13 protein-coding genes are annotated in these 16902 nt (G+C 67.2%); 9 read left to right on the forward strand and 4 right to left on the reverse strand.

The window, feature by feature from the left end; translation table 11 throughout:
- Both rho and D180_RS04055 read left to right on the forward strand, forming a co-directional pair.
- Positions 1-1568 (forward strand): transcription termination factor Rho (gene rho, locus D180_RS04050; protein ID WP_017911780.1); only part of this gene is annotated, 1568 nt, incomplete at its 5' end.
- A gap of 127 nt (positions 1569-1695) precedes the next feature.
- Positions 1696-2496, forward strand: a complete 801-nt coding sequence (locus tag D180_RS04055) for a membrane protein (RefSeq protein WP_017911781.1) — start codon at positions 1696-1698, stop codon at positions 2494-2496.
- Between the two features lie 13 nt (positions 2497-2509).
- Here the strand turns inward: D180_RS04055 and D180_RS22805 are convergent.
- The 4 genes from D180_RS22805 to D180_RS04075 all read right to left on the reverse strand — a co-directional run bounded on the left by D180_RS22805 (position 2510) and on the right by D180_RS04075 (position 8565).
- Positions 2510-3282, reverse strand: a protein-coding gene (locus D180_RS22805) for an IS5 family transposase (RefSeq protein WP_087963547.1) whose coding sequence is annotated in 2 segments (ribosomal slippage) — positions 2510-2922 and positions 2922-3282 — 774 coding nt in all. Because the reading frame shifts where the segments join, the coding sequence is not laid out codon by codon here.
- Positions 3283-3380: 98 nt separating this feature from the next.
- Positions 3381-4274: an energy transducer TonB gene (locus D180_RS04065; protein WP_051064774.1), complete on the reverse strand. Its 894-nt coding sequence runs from the start codon at positions 4272-4274 to the stop codon at positions 3381-3383.
- A 61-nt stretch (positions 4275-4335) separates the two neighbouring features.
- Positions 4336-6075: a bifunctional isocitrate dehydrogenase kinase/phosphatase gene (aceK, locus tag D180_RS04070; protein ID WP_017911784.1), complete on the reverse strand. Its 1740-nt coding sequence runs from the start codon at positions 6073-6075 to the stop codon at positions 4336-4338.
- 258 nt (positions 6076-6333) lie between these two features.
- Complete coding sequence (locus tag D180_RS04075) at positions 6334-8565, reverse strand: NADP-dependent isocitrate dehydrogenase (protein WP_017911785.1); 2232 nt, start codon at positions 8563-8565, stop codon at positions 6334-6336.
- A 301-nt stretch (positions 8566-8866) separates the two neighbouring features.
- On the opposite strand from D180_RS04075, the gene D180_RS04080 reads away from it, so the two are divergent.
- The 7 genes from D180_RS04080 to cas2 all read left to right on the forward strand — a co-directional run bounded on the left by D180_RS04080 (position 8867) and on the right by cas2 (position 16617).
- The gene (locus tag D180_RS04080) at positions 8867-11158 is read left to right on the forward strand and encodes a CRISPR-associated endonuclease Cas3'' (protein ID WP_043090445.1); all 2292 of its coding nucleotides are present in this window, start codon (positions 8867-8869) and stop codon (positions 11156-11158) included.
- Between the two features lie 88 nt (positions 11159-11246).
- Positions 11247-11921 carry a type I-C CRISPR-associated protein Cas5c gene (gene cas5c / locus D180_RS04085; RefSeq protein ID WP_043090443.1) on the forward strand — a complete coding sequence of 225 codons (675 nt, stop codon included), beginning with the start codon at positions 11247-11249 and terminating at the stop codon, positions 11919-11921.
- Positions 11918-13759, forward strand: coding sequence for a type I-C CRISPR-associated protein Cas8c/Csd1 (gene cas8c, locus D180_RS04090; protein WP_017911788.1), 1842 nt, complete (start codon positions 11918-11920; stop codon positions 13757-13759). Before cas5c ends, cas8c begins: the two co-directional genes overlap by 4 nt.
- Positions 13756-14622: a type I-C CRISPR-associated protein Cas7/Csd2 gene (gene cas7c, locus D180_RS04095; protein WP_017911789.1), complete on the forward strand. Its 867-nt coding sequence runs from the start codon at positions 13756-13758 to the stop codon at positions 14620-14622. The genes cas8c and cas7c overlap by 4 nt, the downstream gene beginning before the upstream one ends.
- An 18-nt stretch (positions 14623-14640) precedes the next feature.
- Positions 14641-15273 carry a CRISPR-associated protein Cas4 gene (cas4, locus tag D180_RS04100; RefSeq protein WP_017911790.1) on the forward strand — a complete coding sequence of 211 codons (633 nt, stop codon included), beginning with the start codon at positions 14641-14643 and terminating at the stop codon, positions 15271-15273.
- 2 nt (positions 15274-15275) lie between these two features.
- Positions 15276-16310, forward strand: coding sequence for a type I-C CRISPR-associated endonuclease Cas1c (gene cas1c / locus D180_RS04105; protein WP_017907379.1), 1035 nt, complete (start codon positions 15276-15278; stop codon positions 16308-16310).
- 16 nt (positions 16311-16326) lie between these two features.
- Positions 16327-16617 (forward strand): CRISPR-associated endonuclease Cas2, encoded by a 291-nt coding sequence (gene cas2, locus D180_RS04110; protein ID WP_017907380.1) that lies wholly within the window; start codon positions 16327-16329, stop codon positions 16615-16617.
- The last annotated feature ends 285 nt before the right edge of the window (positions 16618-16902 follow it).

Below are 16902 nucleotides of genomic sequence, written 5' to 3' on the forward strand. Positions count from 1 at the left end.
AGAGCCACGGCGGCGGCGACGCGCCGGCCCAGCAGGGCGGCGGCGGCCAGGCGTCCGAAGGCGGCGAGCCGCGCGAAGGCCGTGAGCCGCGCGACGGCGGCAACAACAACCGCTTCAACAACCAGAACCAGAACAACCAGAACAACCAGCAGGGCAACCGCCGCGATCGCTTCCGCAATCGCCGCGACCGCGACCGCAACCAGCGCGGCGGCGACCGCTTCCAGGACAACGGCCTGCCCAGCGACAACGGCGGCAACGAGCCGTTCGTGCCGCGCCCGCATGCCAGCGTGCCGGAAGGCTTCCCGATCTATTCGCTGAGCGATCTGAAGAAGATGCCGGCGCAGAAACTGCTGGACATCGCCGAGCAGCTCAACATCCAGGACGGCGTGGCCCGCGCGCGCAAGCAGGACGTGATCTTCGCCCTGCTGAAGGTGCTGACCCGCCACGGCGAAGGCGTGGCTGCCGACGGCGTGCTGGAAATCCTGCCGGACGGCTTCGGCTTCCTGCGCGCGGCCGAGGCCAGCTACCTGGCCGGCCCAGACGACACCTACATCTCGCCCAGCCAGATCCGCCGCTTCAACCTGCGCACCGGCGACCACCTGTCCGGTCGCATCCGCTTCCCGAAGGACGGCGAGCGCTACTTCGCGCTGTCGATCGTCGACACCATCAACGGCGAGCCGCTAGAAGCGAGCAAGAACAAGGTCCTGTTCGAGAACCTGACCGCGCTGTTCCCGCGCAAGCGCTTCACCCTGGAGCGCGGCAACGGTTCCTCGGAAGACATCTCCGGCCGCATCCTCGACCTGATGGCGCCGCAGGGCAAGGGTCAGCGCGCGCTGATCGTGTCCCCGCCGAAGGCCGGCAAGACCATGCTGATGCAGCAGGTGGCCACGGCGATCACCACCAACCATCCGGACGTGCACCTGATCGTGCTGCTGATCGACGAGCGCCCGGAAGAAGTGACCGAAATGCAGCGCACCGTGCGCGGCGAGGTCATTTCCTCGACCTTCGACGAGCCGGCCGCGCGCCACGTGCAGGTCGCCGAAATGGTGATCGAGCGCGCCAAGCGCCTGGTCGAACACAAGAAGGACGTGGTGATCCTGCTCGACTCGATCACCCGCCTGGCCCGCGCCTACAACAACGTGGTGCCGTCCTCCGGCAAGGTGCTCAGCGGCGGCGTCGACGCCAACGCCCTGCACCGCCCGAAGCGCTTCTTCGGCGCGGCGCGCAACGTCGAGGAAGGCGGCTCGCTGACCATCATCGCCACCGCGCTGGTCGAGACCGGCAGCAAGATGGACGAGGTGATCTACGAAGAGTTCAAGGGCACCGGCAACAGCGAAGTGCACCTGAACCGCCGTATCGCCGAGAAGCGCGTGTACCCGGCCATCGACATCAACCGCTCCGGCACCCGCCGCGAGGACCTGCTGATCGAGCCGGAACTGCTGCAGAAGATCTGGATCCTGCGCAAGCTGCTGCATCCGATGGACGAGATCGCGGCGATGGAATTCCTGCTGGACAAGATGAAGAACACCAAGTCCAACGACGAGTTCTTCGGTTCGATGAAGCGCTGAGTCCAGCGCCGCTTCGACCGCAACGCCCCGCTTCGGCGGGGCGTTCGCGTTTGTGGCGGCAGCGCGGCGTCGCCCAGTGTCTTGCTGGCGCAGGGTCCGACGGTCTTTCGACGTGGGCGCGGGTGAGATGGGCGGCATTCGCCCCGCCGCGTCCGCCGCCATGCCCGTCACCGCCAACACCGCCGTCAGCAAGGTCGCCCCGGTCACCCTCGGCTTCTGGGTAATGAAGATCTGCGCCACCACCCTGGGCGAGACCGGCGGCGATCTGCTGTCGATGACCCTGGATGTCGGCTATGCGCTGAGCAGCGTGCTGCTGCTCGGGGTCTTCCTGGCCTCGCTGTGGGCGCAGCTGCGCGCGCGCCAATTCCAGCCGTGGCGCTACTGGTGGGTGATCCTGACCACCAGCACCGCCGGCACCACGCTGTCGGACTACATGGACCGCAGCCTGGGCCTGGGCTACGCGCAGGGCGCGCTGCTGCTGGTGAGCTTGCTGGTCGCAGTGCTGGCGACCTGGTGGCTGTGCGAACGCAGCCTGTCGGTCGCGCGGATCGGCAGCGGCCGCGCCGAGGTCTTCTACTGGCTGGCGATCCTGGTCTCCAACACCCTGGGCACCGCGCTGGGCGATTACCTGGCCGACAGTTCGGGGCTGGGTTTCGCTGGCGGCGCGCTGCTGATCGCGGCGCTGCTGGCGGCGATCGCCCTGGCCTATGCGTTCACCCGGGTCTCGCGCACGGCGCTGTTCTGGGCGGCGTTCGTGCTGACCCGCCCGTTCGGCGCCACCCTCGGCGACCTGCTGAGCAAGCCGGCCGGCAAAGGCGGGCTGGACCTGGGTACGGTCGGTGCGTCGCTGCTGCTGGCCGCGCTGTTGCTGGCGGTGCTGGTCGTCTCGACCCGGCGCCGCGACGGCGATCGCCGCGCGGCACGCTAGGCTGTATCGACATTCATTTCAGCCACATTGGGATAGAGGCCAGATACAGGAAAGCCAAGAAATGCGTTGGCTTGCGATCGAAGCGCGTGGCGATACGGCGGAACTGCTTGAGCTTGGCGAAGCAACGTTCGATGCGATTGCGTAACCGGTAGCGTGCTTTGTCGTAGCGGCGCGGCCGCTGGCAACTGCGTGGAGGGATCACCGCCTTGGCGCCTCGTGACCTGATCAACGCCACCAGTTCCCGACTGTCATAGCCCTTGTCGGCCAGCACATATTTCGGTTTGAACCCGGCCAATAAGGCGCGCGCCTGCGTGATGTCGTTACGCTGCCCACCTGTCAGCACGACTCGCACCGGCCGGCCCTGGCTATCCACGGCCAAGTGGATCTTTGTGCTCAGGCCTCCTCGGGAGCGCCCCAGAGCCGAGTCCGAAGCCCCCCTTTTCCGGTCGCCGCCTGTGCATGCGCCCGGACGATGCTGCTATCAATCATCAGGTACTCGTTGTCTCGAGCCCGAGTCAGGCTCTGGAAAATCCGCTCCCAGACGCCCTTGGCGGCCCAACGGGTAAAGCGTTTGTGCACGCTTTTGTAGGCCCCGTAACGCGGCGGCAGATCACTCCAGCGTGCGCCGGAGCGCAACACCCACAGCACGCCATTGACGAAAGTCCGGTTGTCGGCTGCTGTGCGGCCCGGGTCACTGGCTTTGCCTGGAAGCAAGTCTTCGATCCGCTCCCATTGGCTCTGGGTCAATTCATAGCGGCTGGGCCGCGACGGGCTGGTCTTCGACATCCCAAAAAAATACCGCTGAATGTCGATACAGCCTAACGTCGGCGGGTGGTCTACGCGGGGCAGCCCGGCCTGTAAGACCGGGCGAACACGGTCGCCGATCAACCGCCTTGCAGCGGCGTCAGCAGGCGCGGGCCGCCGTTGCCGGCCATGTACACGCCACCGGCCGGCAGCAGGTCCGGCGAGAAGCCGGCAGCATCCTCGTCGGCACTCCACGGCGCGCGCTGGCGCGGGCCAGGCACGTAGCTCATCCAGCGGCCGTAAGCCGACGGCGCACCCTGGCGGGGCTGGTCGAGCAGCGCGTAATCGACTGGCACGCGCACGTTCCAGTACGGCGCATCTACGTGCTTGCCTTCGCTCGGCGGGCGGAAGGTCCACTTGCGCGCCGCGCCGAGCGCGCTCTTGCCCAGCACCTCGCGCAGTTGCTGCATCTGCTGCTCGGACGCCACCACGCGCAAATTGACCTGCTCGACAACGGCATCGGCCACGCGGCCATCGCGGCCCACCTTGAGCACCAGATACGCCGAGCCCGCGGCACCGACGCTGTAGGCCGCTTGCGGATAGGCTGGCGGCTTCATCTGAATCGCGGTCACCACGCTGTGATCGCTCGGATCGTAGCGGGTAAAGTCGGCACTGCGGATCTCGATCTGATAGTCGTCGCCCTGCAGGCGCTTGGCGACCAGTCGCAGGGTCATCGGCGCGCGCGCCGGCACCGGTTTGCCATCGCGCATGCCCGGCTCGAACTTCCACTGCATCACGCTGTTGCGGACGAAGCCAACCACGCCCTCGGGCAGACGCTCCTGCTGGTCCAGCGCCAGCGCCGACACCGTGCCGCTGGGCTCGATGTCGATGGTGCCGCTCACCAGCATGCTGCTTTCGATCTGCTTGCGCACCGCGCCGGGGCCGACTCCGTCTGCGGCGACGGCAGTCGATGCCAGCAGCAGCGACAGCACGGCGCTCCAGCGCCACCACGAACGGAGGGATCGACGGTGCATCGCGCATTCCTTTGCCTGAGATGAGGCGCCGATTACAACGCACTGGCGGCCCGCCGGCAACTCAGGCCAGGCGCAGCGCATCCGGGTACGGCGGCGCGTCCGGATAGTCGTCCTCGCGCAGCCGCGCCTGCAGGTCGCGCCACCACTGCGGATCGAACAGCTCGCCGTGTGCGTGGCGCACTGCCTCCAGCGAAGCCGCGGGCAGACCCATGAACATCGCGAAGCGCTCCGGAAACACGTCGCGCGGGGCGACGTGGAACCAGGGTTCGGCGGACATCGCCTCTTCCTCGTTGCGCGGCTGCGGCCAATCGCGGAAGTTGCAGTCGGTGACCAGGCACAGTTCGTCGTAGTCGTAGAACACTGCCCGGCCCTGCCGCGACACGCCGAAGTTCTTCAGCAGCATGTCGCCGGGGAAGATGTTGTTGCGGGCCATGTCCTTGATCGCCTGCGCGTAGTCCAGCGCCGCCTCGCGCGCGGCCTCGGCGCCCTGCTCGCGCAGGTACAGGTTCAACGGGCGCAGGCGCCGCTGCACGTAGCACAGCTCGACGATCAGGTCGTCGCCGTCCTCGCGCAGGCTGCGCGCGCAGCCCTCCATCAACTCTTTCAGCAGCGCCGGCGCGAAACGCGTGCGCGGGAAGCGCAGCGAGCGGTACGGCTGCGCGTCGAGCAGGCGGCCGACGCGATCGAGGTTGAACACCAGCGCGTACTTCTCCTCCACTTCCTCGCGGCTCATCGTCTTCGGGTAGGCGAAACGGTCGCGGATCAGCTTGAACACCAGCGGATAGCTGGGCAGGGTGAACACCGCCATGACCATGCCCGGCGTGCCCTCGGCGTGCACCAGTTGTTCGTTGGGATGGGCCTGGAAGTGGCGGAAGAAGGTGCGGAAGCGCTCGGTCTTGCCCTGCTTGGCGCGGCCGAGCATGGTGTACAGCTCGTCGATCGGCTTGTGCGGCAGCAGGCTGCGCAGGAACACCACCGCATCGCCGACGGTGGACAGGTCGGCCTGGAAATAGCTGCGCGAGATGCCGAACAGTTGCGCCACGTCGTTGCGCTTGGTCAGCACCGCCTCGGCGCGCAGGCCCTGTTCGTCGTTGACCAGGGCGATCACGCACGGCGAGAAACGGTGTTCGCCGAACACGCGGCCGATCAGGTAGGCGCGACGCTCGCGATAGAACACCGTCTCCAGCAGTTCGATGCCGCGTACCGGATTCTCGCCCCAGTGGGCGAGGTCGTCCTGCAGCCGCACTGCGATGGCCGCCGCGCAGCGCGTGCGGTGCGCGTACGGCACATCGAAGCGGTAGTCGCCGAGCACACGTACGAACGCGTCCACCGGCCGCGCCTCGGACACCACGTAGTTGTGCCGCGCCACCGGGTGGGTGATGGCGTCGGTGGGTTCGATGTCCAGCGCCACGAACTCGATCTGCGCATCCACGCCCTGGGTGCGGAAGAAGCGCCGGGTCAGGGTGTTGTAGAAGGTCTTGTACAGTTCCTGGTCGATCAGCGCGGCGATCAGCTCGGCGTAGTGGTCGCGCGCGCGGATCCACAGCGCACGATCGTGTGCCTGGCCGAGCAACACCGCGCGCAGGCGCAGCATGCACTCGGCGATGCACTGGTCGTACAGGGCGATGCGTTCGATCGCATCTTCGCGCGCGGCGCTCCAGTCGCGCGCCTCGAAGCGCTGGCGCGCACGCGAGGAGATCTGCGCGAAACGCGCGTGGTAGTCCTCGAACGCCTCGAAGACGATGCGGCCGATGACCAGGGCACGGCGTTCGGACGGCAGCGGCAGCGGCGTGGAGGACATGGCCGCAGTGTACCCAGGTGGCGGCGTCGCGCGGGTGTCGGGCACCCTGCCACGCTCCGCCTCGTGCGCACATCCAGCGACCTGCTTCGCCAGGATCGAGCCGGACGCAGGTCGGCCGTAGAAGCGGCTTCAGCCGCGACCGGCCGTACCGGGAACGCCCTGTCGCGGCTGAAGCTGCTCCTACCGGACGCTTCCTGCGCCGGAAACGCAAAGGGCCGCCCCGAGGGGCGGCCCTTGCGTCACAGCCAGTTCGGGCGATCAGGCGTTCAACGTCGCCAGGGCGTCGTTGAGGGTCTTGCTCGGCCGCATCGCCTTGCCGACCAGTTCCAGGTTCGGACGGTAATAGCCCTGGATGTCGACCGGCTGGCCCTGCACACCGTTGAGCTCGGCGACGATGGTCGCTTCCTGCTCGGTCAGCTGCTTGGCCAGCGGGGCGAAGCGCGCCTTCAACGCGGTGTCCTCGTCCTGCGCGGCCAGCGCCTGCGCCCAGTACATGGCGAGGTAGAAGTGGCTACCGCGGTTGTCCAGCCCGCCGACCTTGCGCGAGGGCGACTTGTCGTTGTCCAGGAACTGGCCGTTGGCCTGGTCCAGGGTGCGCGCCAGCACGCCGATGGCGGCGTTGTGGTGACGCTGGCCCAGGTGCTCCAGCGACGCCGCCAGCGCCAGGAACTCGCCCAGCGAATCCCAGCGCAGGTAGTTCTCTTCGACGAACTGTTGCACGTGCTTGGGCGCCGAACCGCCGGCACCGGTCTCGAACAGGCCGCCGCCGGCCATCAGCGGCACGATCGACAGCATCTTGGCGCTGGTGCCCAGCTCCATGATCGGGAACAGGTCGGTGAGGTAGTCGCGCAGCACATTGCCGGTGACCGAGATGGTGTCCTCGCCCTTGCGGATGCGCTGCAGCGAGAACGCGGTGGCTTCCACCGGCGGCAGGATGCGGATGTCCAGGCCGGTGAGGTCGTGATCCTGCAGGTAGCGCTCCACCTTCCGGATCATCAGCGCATCGTGGGCGCGCTGCGGATCCAGCCAGAACACCGCCGGGGTGGCGCTCAGGCGCGCGCGCTCGACCGCCAGCTTGACCCAGTCCTGGATCGGCGCGTCCTTGGTCTGGCACATGCGCCAGATGTCGCCGGCTTCCACCGCATGCTCCAGCAGCACCGTGCCGCCGGCATCGGTGACGCGCACGGTGCCGTCGACCGGGATCTGGAAGGTCTTGTCGTGCGAACCGTATTCCTCGGCCTTCTGCGCCATCAGGCCGACGTTGGGCACGCTGCCCATGGTCGCCGGGTCGAATGCGCCGTGCAGCTTGCAGTCCTCGATCACCGCCTGGTACACGCCGGCGTAGCAGCGGTCCGGGATCACCGCCTTGGTGTCCTGCAGCTTGCCCTCGGCGTTCCACATCTTGCCGGAGTCGCGGATCATCGCCGGCATCGACGCATCGACGATCACGTCGCTGGGCACGTGCAGGTTGGTGATGCCCTTGTCGGAGTTGACCATCGCCAGCGCCGGACGCTGCGCGTACAGCGCCTGCAGGTCGGCCTCGATCGGCGCACGCTGCGCCTCCGGCAGGCTGGCGATGCGCGCGTACAGGTCGCCGATGCCGTTGTTGGCATCGAAGCCCACCTGCTTGAGCGTGGCGGCATGCTTGTCCAGCACGTCGCGGTAGAACGCTTCGACGACCACGCCGAACATGATCGGGTCGGAGACCTTCATCATCGTCGCCTTCAGGTGCAGCGAGAACAGCACGCCCTGCTGCTTGGCATCGGCGATCTGCGCCTGCACGAAGGCAGCCAGCGCACGCTTGCTCATCACCGCCGCGTCGATCAGCTCGCCGGCCTGCACCGCGGTCTTTTCCTTCAGCACGGTCACCGCGCCGTCCTTGCCGACCAGCTCGATCCTGACGCTGCCGGCCTGTCCGATCAGCGCCGAGCGCTCGCTGCCGTAGAAATCGCCGGCGTCCATGTGCGCCACGTGCGACTTGGACTCGGCGCTCCATGCGCCCATGCGGTGCGGGTGCTTGCGTGCGTAGTTCTTCACCGAGGCCGGCGCGCGGCGATCGGAATTGCCCTCGCGCAGCACCGGATTGACCGCGCTGCCCTTGACCTTGTCGTAGCGCGCCTTTGCTTCTTTCTCTTTCTCGTCCTTCGGCTCGTCCACGTAGTCCGGCAGCGCATAGCCCTGCTGCTGCAGTTCCTTGATCGCGGCCTTGAGCTGCGGCACCGAGGCGCTGATGTTGGGCAGCTTGATGATGTTGGCTTCCGGCGTGGTCGCCAGCTGGCCCAGCTCGGCCAGGTCGTCGGCGATGCGCTGGTCCTCGCGCAGGTATTCGGGGAACTGCGAAATCAGGCGGCCAGCCAGCGAGATGTCGCGGGTCTCAACGGCGATGCCGGCAGTGCCGGCGAACGCGGCGACGATCGGCAGCAGCGACTGCGTCGCCAGGTACGGGGCTTCATCGGTGAGCGTGTACAGGATCTTGGGCGTATTCGACATGACGCGACGGATGACCTCTGGCAGGGGGAAATAGGCAGCACCGACAGTACGGCGGCGTATGTTTTCTTGTAGGTTCGCGATGCCGCCAACCGCCGGACATCGGCCTTCCATTGTCGCGTGTCTGCCGGCTGCGGGCAAAGCGCGGGGTCTTGCGGCCCACCAGTGCGATTCATGCGCCTTCCCGAGGCAGCACCGGCTATCCGGCGATTTTGTCTCCACCGCCTCGGCGCGAGCGGCGTATGCTCGGCACGGCACCGGCCAAGCCGATGCGTTTCCATAGGACATGGAACAGGGGGACAACATGGATTTCTACGCGCACTCGACCGAGCGCCGGGATCGTCACGACTGGCAAAGGCTGGCCGAGCATTTGAATGGTGTCGGCGAGCGCGCCGCAGGCTACGCCGCCGCATTCGGCGGGCAGACGATGGCACGCGTCGCCGGGCAACTGCACGATCTTGGCAAGTACACCGAAAAATTCCAGGCGCGCCTGAATGGCGACCCGTCCAGGGTGGACCATGCGACCTGGGGCGCGCGGAAGGCCTGCGAGCTGTACGGCAATGGCGGCACGCTGCTGGCCTACGGCATCGCCGGACATCATGCGGGGCTGGCAGATGGACAGCGCGACGATCTGACATCCCGCTCCTCGCTGCGCGAACGGCTTTCGGACGAGTACCTCGCGCACGCGCTGCCGCCGTTGCTGCCGGACTGGGAGCGCGAGAGCGTGCTGCCCGCCAAGCTCGAATTCCCGACAGCATTCAGCGGCCACCCTCGCACAGAGCGCCGGGCGTTCCAGATGACGGTCCTCGCGCGCATGCTGTTCTCCTGCCTAGTCGATGCCGATTTCGTCGATACCGACGACTTCTACCGGCGTGTGGAAGGACGCAAGACACGCGCCGAGGAGACCGGCACGCGACCGACGCTGCTGCAGTTGCGGGAACGGCTGGACCGTCATCTGGCCGGCTTTCCCACCGAAGGCGGCATCAACCCGATCCGCACCAGGATCCTGCGCGACGCGCGGGCCAGGGCGCACGCGCGTCCCGGCCTGTTCTCGCTCACCGTGCCGACCGGCGGCGGCAAGACCCTGGCTTCGCTGGCGTTCGCACTGGATCACGCCATCGCGCACGGCTTGCGCCGGGTGATCTACGTGATTCCGTTCACCAGCATCGTCGATCAGACCGCCGCGGTGTTTCGCAACGCACTCGACGTCCGCGACCGCGACGACGTGGTGCTGGAACATCACAGCGCGTTCTTCGACGATCCGTCCAAGGAACTGCAATCGATCGACAAGCGCAAGCTGGCGATGGAGAACTGGGATGCGCCGATCGTGGTCACCACCTCGGTGCAGTTCTTCGAGAGCCTGTTCGCCGACCGCCCCGCGCGCTGCCGCAAACTGCACAACATCGCCGGCAGCGTGGTGATCCTGGACGAAGCGCAGACGCTTCCGCAGAAACTGCTGCGTCCGTGTGTCGCGCTGCTGGACGAGTTGGCCCGCAACTACCGGGTCAGCCCGGTGCTGTGCACCGCCACCCAGCCCGCGCTGCGCCAGGACCAGGGCTTCCCCGACGGACTGGAACAGGTCGAGGAACTGGTGGCGGACCCGGAGACGCTGTATGCGCAGTTGCGCCGCGTGCGAGTGCGCCATGTCGGCACGCTGGAAGACGACGCGCTGGGCGAACAGTTGCGGCAACGCGCGCAGGTCCTGTGCATCGTCAACAATCGTCGCCATGCCCGCGCTCTGTTCGACGCCATCGCCGAACAGCCCGGCGCACGCCACCTGACCACGCTGATGCACGCGCGGCATCGCAGTGTGGCATTGGCGCAGATACGCGATGACCTGAAAGCGAGCAGGCCGTGCCGGCTGGTCGCGACCAGCCTGATCGAAGCAGGCGTGGACGTCGACTTTCCGACCGTTCTGCGCGCGGAAGCCGGCCTGGATTCGGTGGCGCAAGCGGCAGGACGTTGCAACCGCGAAGGCCGGCATCCGACCGATGCCAGCGAGGTACTGGTGTTCGCCCCTGTGCAGTGGCAGCCGCCGCAGGAACTGAAGGTGTTCACCGAGGTCTTCCGCGAGGTCGAGCGCGCCCATCGCGACGACCTGCTGGCGATGGATGCGCTCCATGCCTACTTCAAGGCGCTGTATCGGCGCCTGGGCGACGAACTGTTGGACAACACGGCGATCCTGACCCAACTGCGCGCCGCCGGCCTCGACGACCTGCCCTTCGACACGCTGGCGCAGAAATTCAAAGTGATCCAGACCAACATGCGCCCGCTGATCGTGCCGTATGCGCCGTACACGGCCGACAAGAGCGCCGCGGAACGCGAAGTGGCCGACGTCAAAGAGGTGCTGCGGCAACTGGAACACGCCGGGCGGATCGGCGTAGCCGGCGCCGCCCGCCGCCTGCAACCGTGGCTGGTGCAGGTGCCCGAGCAGGCCTACAAGGCGCTCTGGCAGGCCTCGGCAATCGCTCCCATTGCACCCGATCGCTACGGCGAGCAGTTCATGCGCCTGTGCAACCCGCGCCTGTACGACGCGCGGTTCGGGTTGCATTGGGAGGACCCGCAGTTCCTGGACCCGGAGAGCCTGTGTCTTTGATGGATCGAAGCATTGAACGCGCCTCAACTTCTGAAAATGAGCATGCCGCAACCGTGAAAACACCGCATGTAGGCGAAGGGAGACAAGGATGAGTTACGGAATCAAGCTCCATGTCTGGGGCGAGCGGGCGTTGTTCACGCGCCCGGAAATGAAGGTCGAGCGGGTGTCCTACGACATCATCACGCCCTCGGCCGCACGCGGGATTCTCGAAGCAATCCACTGGAAACCGGCGATCCGCTGGGTGATCGACGGCATCCAGGTGCTCAAGCCGATCCGCTTCGAATCGATCCGCCGCAACGAGGTCGGCGGCAAGTTGTCCGCCGCCAGCGTCGGCAAGGCGATCAACGCCGGGCGCACCAATGGCCTGGTCAATTACGTGGAGGAGGACCGCCAGCAACGTGCGGCCACGCTGCTGCGCGACGTCGGCTACGTGATCGCCGCGCATTTCGAGTTGACCGACAAGGCCGGCCCCGACGACAACGTCGGCAAGCATCTGGACATCTTCAACCGCCGCGCGCGGCGCGGGCAGTGCTTCCAGGCGCCCTGCCTGGGTACCCGCGAGTTTCCCGCCAGCTTCGCCCTGCTCGGCGACGACGACCCGTCGCCGGCCAGCGATCCGGGTTTGTCCGGAGAACGCGACCTGGGCTGGATGCTGCACGACATCGACTTCGCCAACGGCATGACGCCGCGCTTCTTCCGCGCGCGGATGGTCGATGGCCAGGTCGCGGTCCCGCCGCCCCACGACGGCGGGGTGTGCGCATGATCCTGTCTGCCCTCGCCGACTACTACCAGCGCCTGCTCAACGACCCTGCCTCGGGGATCGCCGCACCCGGCTACAGCCAGCAGAACATCGGCTACACCGTGGTGCTGGCCGCCGACGGCAGCGTCGTTTCGGTCGAGGACGAACACCGCGTCGAGGGCAAGAAGCGTCTCGCCAAGGCCATGCGCGTCCCGCAGCCGGAAAAGCGCACCGCGGGAATCAAGTCCAACTTCCTGTGGGACAAGACCAGCTACGTGCTCGGCGTGAGCGCCACCAGCAAGCGCAGCGAACAGGAGCATGCCGCGTTCAAGGCATTGCATCAGCAGGCGCTGGCTGGCACCGGGGATCCTGGCCTGCAGGCGCTGCTGGCGTTTCTGGCGGCCTGGACACCCACGCAGTACGCCAACCACCCGGCGTTCGCCCCGCACGGCGAGGCGCTGCTGGACGCCAACCTGGTGTTCCGGCTGGAGGGCGATGTCGGCCATCTGCATGAACGTGCCGCCGCGCGTGCGGCCTGGGACCGGCAGCAAGGCCAAGGTACCGACGGCGAACAGGGCGTCTGCCTGGTCAGCGGCAAGCGGGCGCCACTGGCCCGGCTGCATCCGGCCATCAAGGGCGTGAACGGCGCACAGAGTTCCGGCGCATCCATCGTCTCGTTCAATCTCGATGCCTTCACCTCCTACGGCAAGCGCCAGGGCGAGAACGCACCGATCTCCGAACAGGCCGCCTCCGCCTACACCACGGCGCTCAACCATCTGCTGCGCCGCGACGCGCACAATCGCCAGCGCGTGCAGATCGGCGATACCACCGTGGTGTTCTGGGCGCAGGCCGGCACCCCGGCACAAGCGAAGAACGCCGAGGACGTCTTCGCCGAGTTCATGTGCGGCAGCGATGCCGACGATCCCGCCATCGCCGACGGTCGCGCCACCCGGCGCCTCGAACTGATCCTGAAGCAAGTGCGGCAGGCGCGGCCGCTGCGCGATCTGGACGAGACCCTGGACGACGAGGCGCACATCTTCGTGCTCGGACTGGCGCCGAACGCCTCGCGCCTGTCGATCCGTTTCTGGGAAACGCAAACGCTGGCGGGGTTCGCCAAGCGCTTGGCCGACCACTACGACGACCTCACGCTCGTGCCACCGGCCTGGAAGCGCGCGCCCACGCCGTCCTACCTTGCCCTGCAGACCGCCCCGGTCTACGGCGAACACGGCAAGCCCAAGGCCGAGGACGTCTCGCCGTTGCTGGCGGGCGAACTTAGCCGGGCGATCCTCACCGGCGGTCGCTATCCGCAGAGCCTGCTCGGCAGCGTGGTGATGCGCTTCCGTGCCGACGGGCAACTGACCCCATTGCGCATCGCACTGTGCCGGGCGGTGCTGGCACGCGCGGCGCGCTTGAACACGCAACAAGGACTGTCCACCGACCACAAGGAACCACCCATGAGTCTCGACACAGGCAATACCGACCCCGGCTACCTGCTGGGGCGGCTGTTCGCGTCGCTGGAGAACCTGCAGCGCGCCGCGCTGGGCGACCGCATCAACGCCACCATCCGCGATCGCTACTACGGCGCCGCATCGGCCACCCCGGCAAGCATCTTCCCGGTGCTGCTGCGTAGCGCGCAGAACCACTTCGGCAAGCTGCGCAAGGAAAAAACCGGCCTGGCCGTGAATCTGGAAAAGGAGATCGGCCAGATCGTCGATGCGCTGCCGCCCAGCTTCCCGCGCAGCCTGCCGATCCAGGAACAAGGCCGCTTCGCGATCGGCTATTACCACCAGACCCAGGCGCGCTTCGCCCGCAACGACGGCCAGGACGCCCCCGACACCGCTTCCGAAGGAGAGACCGCATGAGCGCCATCGCCAACCGCTACGAATTCGTCTACCTGTTCGACGTCACCAACGGCAATCCCAATGGCGACCCCGACGCCGGCAACCTGCCGCGCCTGGATCCTGAGACCAACCGCGGCCTGGTCACCGACGTGGCCCTCAAGCGCAAGATCCGCAACTACGTCGCGCTTGAGCAGGAAGGTCAGCCCGGCCATGCGATCTACATGCAGGAGAAGTCGGTGCTGAACAATCAGCACAAGCAAGCCTACGCCGCACTGAAGATCGAACCGGAAGCCAAGAAGCTGCCCAAGGACGAAGCCAAGGCGCGCGAACTGACGGCCTGGATGTGCAAGAACTTCTTCGACGTGCGCACCTTCGGCGCGGTGATGACCACCGAGGTCAATTCCGGGCAGGTCCGCGGCCCAGTGCAACTGGCCTTCGCCAGCTCGGTGGAACCGGTGCTGCCGCTGGAAGTGTCGATCACCCGCGTGGCGGTGACCAACGAGAAGGACCTGGAAAAGGAACGCACCATGGGCCGCAAGCACATCCTGCCCTATGGTCTGTACCGCGCGCACGGCTTCGTCTCCGCCAAGCTGGCAGAGCGCACCGGCTTCTCCGAGGACGACCTGCAACTGCTGTGGCGGGCCCTGACCAACCTGTTCGAGCACGACCGCTCCGCCGCGCGCGGCGAGATGTCGGCGCGCAAGCTGATCGTGTTCAAGCACGAGCACCCGATGGGCAACGCGCCGGCGCACGTGCTGTTCGACAAGGTGAAGGTCGAACGCGTCGCCGACAGCGATGCCGGCCCGGCACGCAGTTTCGCCGATTACCGGGTCACGATCGACCGCGACCTGCCGGCCGGCGTCAGCGTGACGGATCTGTTCTGAGGCAAACGGGAGCGGGACATGGACGATGCCGACCTGATCCCGCTCTCCGCCCTGCAGCACTACCTGTACTGCCCGCGGCAGTGCGCGCTCATCCATGTGGAGCAGCAATGGGCGGAGAACCGGCAGACGGCCGAGGGACGCCTGCTGCACCAGCGCGCCGATGCGCCACAGGCCGAACGCCGGCGCGGCGTGCGCACCGTGACCGCGATGCCGCTGCTGGCGCTGGAGCTGGGCATCACCGGCAAGGCCGACGTGGTGGAGTTCCACCCCAACGGCGACGCCGACGTCGCCTTCCCCGTCGAGTACAAGCGCGGGCGCCCCAAGGCGCATCGCGCCGACGAAGTGCAACTGTGCGCGCAGGCGCTGTGCCTGGAGCACATGCTGGGACGCGCGGTGCCGGCCGGTGCACTGTTCTACGGGCAGACGCGCCGGCGCAAGGAAGTGGACTTCGACACGGCTTTACGCGACCTCACGCTGCGCACCATCGCCGCAACCCGCGCACTGCTACGCGCTGGCCTGACCCCTGCCGCACGCTACGACGCCAAGCGCTGCGATGCCTGCTCCCTGATCGACCTGTGCCAGCCGCGCCTGCTCGACCGCGGCAGCGTCGCGCACTGGGTGCACGACCAACTCGATGCCGAGGAGGACTGACCATGCGCCGCCAACTCAATACGCTGTACGCCACCACCGACGGCGCCTGGCTGCGCAAGGATGGCGCCAACGTGGTCCTGGAGGTCGAGCGGCAGGAGCGCGCCCGCCTGCCCGTGCACATGCTGGAGAGCCTGGTCTGCATCGGTCGCGTCGCCGTCTCCCCGCAGTTGCTGGGCTTCTGCGCCGAACAGGGCATCAGCATCTGCTACCTGACGCCGCAGGGCCGTTTCCTGGCGCGGGTCGAAGGGCCGGTCTCCGGCAACGTGCTGCTGCGTCGCGCGCAGTACCGGCGCAGCGACGACCCCGCCGGCTGCGCCGCCATCGTCCGTCACCTGCTGGCAGGCAAGATCCACAACCAGCGCGCCGTCCTGGCGCGCGGCTGGCGCGACCACGGCGACCGGCTGACCGACACCGCGGCATTCCAGCATGCGTTGAAGCGGCTCAAGCGCATTCCGCAACGCGTGCTCGTCGAGACCGACGTGGACATCCTGCGCGGCCTGGAGGGTGAAGCGGCGCAAGCGTATTTCGGCGTGTTCGGCCAACTCGTGCGCGCCGAACACCCGTTGCTGCGCTTCGGCGGCCGCAACCGGCGTCCACCACGCGACGCCTTCAACGCCCTGCTCTCGTTCCTCTACACACTGCTCACCCACGATTGCCGCTCGGCCCTGGAAACCGTGGGCCTGGACCCGGCGGTGGGCTTCCTGCACCGGGACCGCCCCGGACGTCCCAGCCTGGCACTGGACCTGGCCGAAGAGTTCCGCCCGCTCCTGGGCGAACGCCTGGCGCTGTCGCTGATCAACCGCCGGCAGCTGCATGCACGCGACTTCCAGGTGTTCGACAACGGCGCGGTTCTGCTGAAGGACGATGCCCGCAAGACCGTGCTGGTGGCCTACCAGGAACGCAAGCGCGAACAACTGCACCACGCCTTCCTCGGCGAGAAGGTGGAGATCGGCCTGCTGCCCTTCGTGCAGGCGCAGTTGCTGGCCCGGCACTTGCGGGGCGACCTGGACGGCTACCCCGCCTTCTTCTGGAAATAACAGGGACACGCGCCGCATGATGGTCTTGGTCAGCTACGATGTCAGCACCAGCTCCCCTGGCGGCGAGAAGCGCCTGCGCAAGGTCGCCAAGGCCTGCAGAGACCGTGGGCAGCGTGTCCAGTTCTCGGTCTTCGAGATCGAAGTCGACCCCGCGCAATGGGCCGAACTTCGGCAGCGCCTGTGCGACCTGATCGATCCCGGCATCGACAGCCTGCGCTTCTACCATCTTGGCGCCAAGTGGGAAGCCCGCGTCGAACACGTCGGCGCCAAACCCAGCCTGGACCTCAAGGGGCCGCTGATCTTCTGACGCGAACCGCAAGCGACCGGCACATCCCGGGGATGTTCGCGCATTTCGCAAGCCATTGATGCAGAAGGAAAGCGCTCGCCATCCGCGCTGGACACCGACATCGACACGGTCGCGCGGCACCTCCTCGGCGCCGGTTCGCGCGAATGCCGCTTTTCCTCCAACGCGTCTCTGCACTTATGCTGGGGCAGTCGCACCCTCACGGGTGCGTGGATTGAAACTCTACTGCCTTGGTGATTGCCTCATACTCGAGACGGTCGCACCCTCACGGGTGCGTGGATTGAAACT

This window comes from Xanthomonas sp. SHU 166, from assembly GCF_000364685.1.
Taxonomy (GTDB): domain Bacteria; phylum Pseudomonadota; class Gammaproteobacteria; order Xanthomonadales; family Xanthomonadaceae; genus Xanthomonas_A; species Xanthomonas_A sontii.

What these genes read in the sequence shown, in the direction of transcription:
- D180_RS04055 (WP_017911781.1), top strand. Translation starts at nt 1,696, where the DNA reads ATGGGCGGCATTCGCCCCGCCGCGTCCGCCGCCATGCCCGTCACCGCC.
- D180_RS04065 (WP_051064774.1), bottom strand. Translation starts at nt 4,274, where the DNA reads ATGCACCGTCGATCCCTCCGTTCGTGGTGGCGCTGGAGCGCCGTGCTG.
- aceK (WP_017911784.1), bottom strand. Translation starts at nt 6,075, where the DNA reads ATGTCCTCCACGCCGCTGCCGCTGCCGTCCGAACGCCGTGCCCTGGTC.
- D180_RS04075 (WP_017911785.1), bottom strand. Translation starts at nt 8,565, where the DNA reads ATGTCGAATACGCCCAAGATCCTGTACACGCTCACCGATGAAGCCCCG.
- D180_RS04080 (WP_043090445.1), top strand. Translation starts at nt 8,867, where the DNA reads ATGGATTTCTACGCGCACTCGACCGAGCGCCGGGATCGTCACGACTGG.
- cas5c (WP_043090443.1), top strand. Translation starts at nt 11,247, where the DNA reads ATGAGTTACGGAATCAAGCTCCATGTCTGGGGCGAGCGGGCGTTGTTC.
- cas8c (WP_017911788.1), top strand. Translation starts at nt 11,918, where the DNA reads ATGATCCTGTCTGCCCTCGCCGACTACTACCAGCGCCTGCTCAACGAC.
- cas7c (WP_017911789.1), top strand. Translation starts at nt 13,756, where the DNA reads ATGAGCGCCATCGCCAACCGCTACGAATTCGTCTACCTGTTCGACGTC.
- cas4 (WP_017911790.1), top strand. Translation starts at nt 14,641, where the DNA reads ATGGACGATGCCGACCTGATCCCGCTCTCCGCCCTGCAGCACTACCTG.
- cas1c (WP_017907379.1), top strand. Translation starts at nt 15,276, where the DNA reads ATGCGCCGCCAACTCAATACGCTGTACGCCACCACCGACGGCGCCTGG.
- cas2 (WP_017907380.1), top strand. Translation starts at nt 16,327, where the DNA reads ATGATGGTCTTGGTCAGCTACGATGTCAGCACCAGCTCCCCTGGCGGC.